The organism is Rhodococcus sp. P4_F3_2 (genome assembly GCF_056401335.1).
In genome coordinates this window covers 1-367 of record NZ_JBFUJN010000298.1, presented here as the reverse complement: position 1 = coordinate 367, position 367 = coordinate 1, and the positions used below count along the sequence as shown (strand labels likewise).

At 37.6% G+C, this 367-nt stretch carries 1 protein-coding gene; it reads right to left on the bottom strand.

The genetic code is table 11. The annotated features are described in order from the left end of the window. A partial coding sequence (locus tag AC1DWA_RS33835; RefSeq protein WP_477917930.1) for a glycoside hydrolase family 68 protein occupies positions 1-367 on the bottom strand: 367 nt, incomplete at both ends.

The following is a 367-nucleotide window of genomic DNA, read 5'->3' as shown; positions in this document are numbered from 1 at the left end:
TTGTTAAGGTTTGTTTTCCATAGTTTGTACCTGAAAAGTTAGTATAGAATAAGCGTATTTTTCCGTCTGATGTTAAAGTAGCAGATCCTGACCATTCTTGTGTTTGCTTTTTCAAATGAGGATCATTCGGTACAAATTTGTCACTGTCTTTGAACACTCTTCCTGCATTTTTCCAACTGTCAATCGAATCTTCACCGATTTTTTGATAAAACACATAAATAGATGTATCATCAGCATCTTTCGGATCACCTGCTAGTGCAAATACAACTTGGTAACCATGATAGTTGGCTACTGTTCCGTCAGCATTTTGCAGAGGCCAGCTGTCCCATACGTCTAAATCAATTAAATTGCCCGATTTATCGTACCC